At 66.8% G+C, this 4150-nt stretch carries 1 protein-coding gene; it reads left to right on the top strand.

All coding sequences use genetic code 11. The features are described from left to right. A partial coding sequence (locus ACWIHT_RS47105) for an amino acid adenylation domain-containing protein (protein WP_456174807.1) occupies positions 1–4150 on the top strand: 4150 nt, incomplete at both ends.

The raw sequence follows: 4150 nt of genomic DNA, 5'->3' as shown, positions 1-4150 counted from the left end.
GTGTATGTGCTGGATGCGGGTCTGTCGCCGGTGGCGGTGGGTGTTGCGGGTGAGTTGTATGTGGCGGGTGCGCAGTTGGCGCGGGGGTATCTGGGCCGCGCGGGCTTGACGGCTGAGCGGTTTGTCGCGGACCCGTTTGGGGTGGTGTCGGGTTCGCGGATGTACCGGACCGGGGATGTGGTGCGCTGGAATGCGGACGGGGTCCTGGAGTTCGTCGGCCGGGTGGATGCGCAGGTGAAGGTGCGGGGTTTCCGTATCGAGCCGGGTGAGGTCGAAGCGGTCCTGGCGGGGCACGGGCAGGTGGCCCAGACGGCCGTGGTGGTACGGGAGGACACGCCTGGCGACAAGCGGCTGGTCGCGTATGTGGTGCCTGCCGACGGCGGTGCTGTCGACACGGCCGTGTTGCGCGGTCTGGCGGCGGGGCGGTTGCCGGAGTACATGGTGCCGTCGGCGTTCGTCACGCTGGATGCGCTGCCGTTGACGTTGAACGGGAAGCTGGACCGGAGGGCGTTGCCGGCGCCGGAGTACGCCGCGGGTGTGGGTCGTGGGCCGCGTACCTCGCGGGAGGAGATCCTGTGCGGTCTGTTCGCCGAGGTCCTCGGCGTGGATGCCGTCTCGATCGACGACAGCTTCTTTGAGCTGGGTGGTCATTCGCTGTTGGCGACTCGTCTGGTGAGTCGGGTTCGGTCGGTGCTCGGGGTCGAGGTGGGCATCCGGGCGTTGTTCGAGGCGCCGACGGTTGCGGGCCTTGTCGAGCGACTCGATGAGGGTGGTGGGGTTCGGGAGCGGTTGGGTGTGCGGGTTCGGCCGGAGGTTCTTCCGGTGTCGTTCGCGCAGCGTCGTTTGTGGTTCCTGGGCCAGCTGGAGGGCGTCTCCGCGACGTACAACATTCCTCTCGCCGTCCGTCTGAGCGGGGCGCTCGATGTGGGGGCGTTGCGAGCGGCGCTGGGGGATGTGGCGGGCCGTCATGAGAGCTTGCGGACGGTGTTCCGGCAGAGCGTGGATGGTCAGCCGAGCCAGCTCGTCCTGGACTCTGCCGTGGGTGTGCCCGGGATCAGTGTCGAGTCGGTGTCCTCGGACGAGGTGGCTTCGGCGGTGGCCGTGGTCGCGGGTACGGGGTTTGACTTGGAGCGGGATCTGCCGTGGCGGGTGCGGTTGTTGGAGGTTGCGGACGCGGTTGATGAGTGGGTTTTGGTGGTGGTGGTCCATCACATTGCGGCTGATGGCTGGTCGATGGCTCCTCTGGCCCGAGATCTGTCGCAGGCGTATGCGGCTCGTTGCCGGGGTGTGGCTCCCGCGTGGGATGTGCTGCCGGTGCAGTACGCGGATTTCACGCTGTGGCAGCGCGAGGTTCTGGGCGATGAGGACGATCCGGGGAGTGTGATCGCGGGGCAGGTGGGTTTCTGGCGGGATGCTCTTGCTGATCTTCCGGAGCAGTTGGAGTTGCCGGTGGATTTCCCGCGTCCGGCGGTTGCTTCGCATGAGGGTGCTTCGGTGGAGCTTCGTGTTCCTGCGGGGGTGCATGCCCGGCTGGTGGAGTTGTCTCGCGCGTGTGGTGCGAGTGTGTTCATGACGGTGCAGGCCGCGTTGGCGGTGTTGTTGTCGAAGATGGGCGCCGGCCACGACATCCCGATCGGGACCCCGATCGCGGGGCGCACCGACGACGCCCTCGACGACCTCGTCGGATGTTTTCTGAATACGCTGGTTCTGCGGAGCGATGTGTCGGGTGATCCGTCGTTCCGGGAGGTGGTGGAGCGGGTCCGGGAGGCGGATCTGGCGGCTTTCGCGCATCAGGATGTGCCGTTCGAGCGGCTGGTGGAGGTCCTCAATCCGGCGCGTTCCATGGCCCGTCACCCCCTCTTCCAGGTCATGCTCACCTTCCACAACAACGAGCGACCCGACCTCGACCTCCCCGGCGTTCAGACCACACCGGAACCCCTGCACAGTGCGGCGGCGAAGTTCGACCTGTCCGTCAGCCTGGGGGAGGTCCACGACGCGGACGGCATCCCCGCTGGGCTGCTGGGACAGGTGGAATACCGGACCGACCTGTTCACGGTGGAGACCGTCCGGAACCTCGCGGACCGTCTAGTGCGGGTACTTGAGACGGCGGTTGCCGAGCCCGATCGCGCCATCCGCGAGATCGACGTTCTTGCTGCGGATGAGCGCGAACAGATCCTGACCGCCTGGAACGACACTGCCCAAGAGGTTCCGAATGCGACGGTGCCCGAGCTGTTCCAGGCCCAGGTGGCACGTATCCCTGACGCTGTTGCCGTGATCAGCGGCGGCGTCGAGGTCACCTACGCCCAGCTCGATGTGCGAGTGGGTCGACTCGCGGAGAAGCTGATCGGGCTCGGAGTGGGCCGGGAGCGCCTGGTCGGCCTGTGCCTTCCGCGTGGCGTGGACATGATTGTGGCGCTCCTCGCAGTGTGGCGCGCGGGTGGTGCGTACGTGCCACTGGACCCGGAGTACCCGCCGGAGCGCCTCGGCTACATGGTGGCCGACAGCGGCGCGGTGGCGGTGTTGGGAACACCCGACACCGTGAAGGACGTGCCGCTGGATTCGGTGCACGTTGTACTGCTCGACGAATTCGACGGAGGCGATGCACGTGGACCCGGCCTGCCCTGTGTCGCCGTCGACCCGGACCAGCTTGCCTACGTGATCTACACGTCGGGTTCGACCGGGCGTCCGAAGGGTGTCGCCGTTCCGCACCGAGGTGTGGCCAACCTGGCAGAAGTGATGCGCCCGGTACTCGGCGTCCACGAAGGCGCGGTGGCCTTGCAGTTCGCCTCCTTCAGCTTTGACGCGTCCGTGCTGGACGTAGCCGTCACCCTCGCGGCCGGCGCGACCCTCGCGATCGCGTCGACCGTGGAGCGGTCGGAGCCGGAGGCGCTGGCCGAGATGATCAAGCAGTCCGGCGTGAACGTGGCCAGCGTCGTTCCTTCACTGCTCGGTGTGCTCGACCCTCCAGCCCTGTCCGGCGTGGGGAACTGGGTCCTCGGCGCTGAACTGCTGACGGCGGACCTGGCGAGCCGGTGGACGGTCGGCGCACGCATGTGGAACACCTACGGTCCGACCGAGGCCACCGTCATCACCACGGCCGTCGAGCTGGACAGGGACATCAGGCCCGAGGACCAGCTGCCGCCGATCGGACGGCCGCTCGGGAACACGCGCGTGTATGTGCTGGATGCGGGTCTGTCCCCGGTACCGGTGGGCGTGGCCGGTGAGTTGTATGTGGCGGGTGTGCAGTTGGCGCGGGGTTATGTGGGTCGTGCGGGTTTGACGGCTGAGCGGTTTGTCGCGGATCCGTTCGGGGTGGTGTCGGGGTCGCGGATGTATCGGACCGGGGATGTGGTGCGCTGGAATGCGGGCGGGGTTCTGGAGTTTCTTGGCCGGGCTGATGCGCAGGTGAAGGTGCGGGGTTTCCGTATTGAGCCGGGTGAGATTCAGTCTGTTCTGGCTGGTCATGAGTGGGTGGGTCAGGCTGTTGTTGTTGTGCGGGAGGACCGTGCTGGTAGCAGGCGGTTGGTGGCGTATGTCGTGCCGGCGGCGGGTGTGGGTGTGGTCGGTGTGGACACGTCCGTGCTGCGCGAGTTCGTGGCGGGGCGGTTGCCGGATTACATGGTGCCGTCGGCTTTCGTCACGCTGGATTCTCTGCCGTTGACACCGAACGGGAAGCTGGACCGGGATGTGCTGCCGGTGCCGGAGTATGTGTCGGATATTTCTGGACGGGTTCCCCGGAATTTGTGTGAGGAGGTTTTGTGCGGATTGTTTGCTGGGGTTTTGGGTGTGGATTCCGTTTCGGTTGATGACGGCTTCTTCGAGCTGGGTGGCGACAGCATCCTGTCGATTCAGTTGGTGGCGCGGGCTCGGGCCGCGGGTCTGGTGTTCTCCGCGCGGGACGTCTTCGAGCGGAAGACAGTGGCGGGTCTTGCGTCGGTGGTGGGTTCGGTGGGTTCAGCGGTGGTTGAGGGTGAGGGTGAGGGCGCCGGTGTCGGTGCGGTGCCGTTGACGCCGGTGATGTGTCAGGTGCGGGAGCGGGGTGGTCCGTTGGGTGAGTTTTCGCAGTCGGTGTTGGTGGGTGCGCCGGCGGGGTTGTCGGTGGAGGGGCTGGTTGAGGTGGTGCGGTCGGTTGTGGACCGGCATGACGGTT

The sequence above is a fragment of the Streptomyces sp. NPDC002276 genome (genome assembly GCF_053891435.1).
The sequence above is the reverse complement of the archived record's forward strand: the minus strand, read 5'-3'. Positions and strand labels throughout refer to the sequence as shown.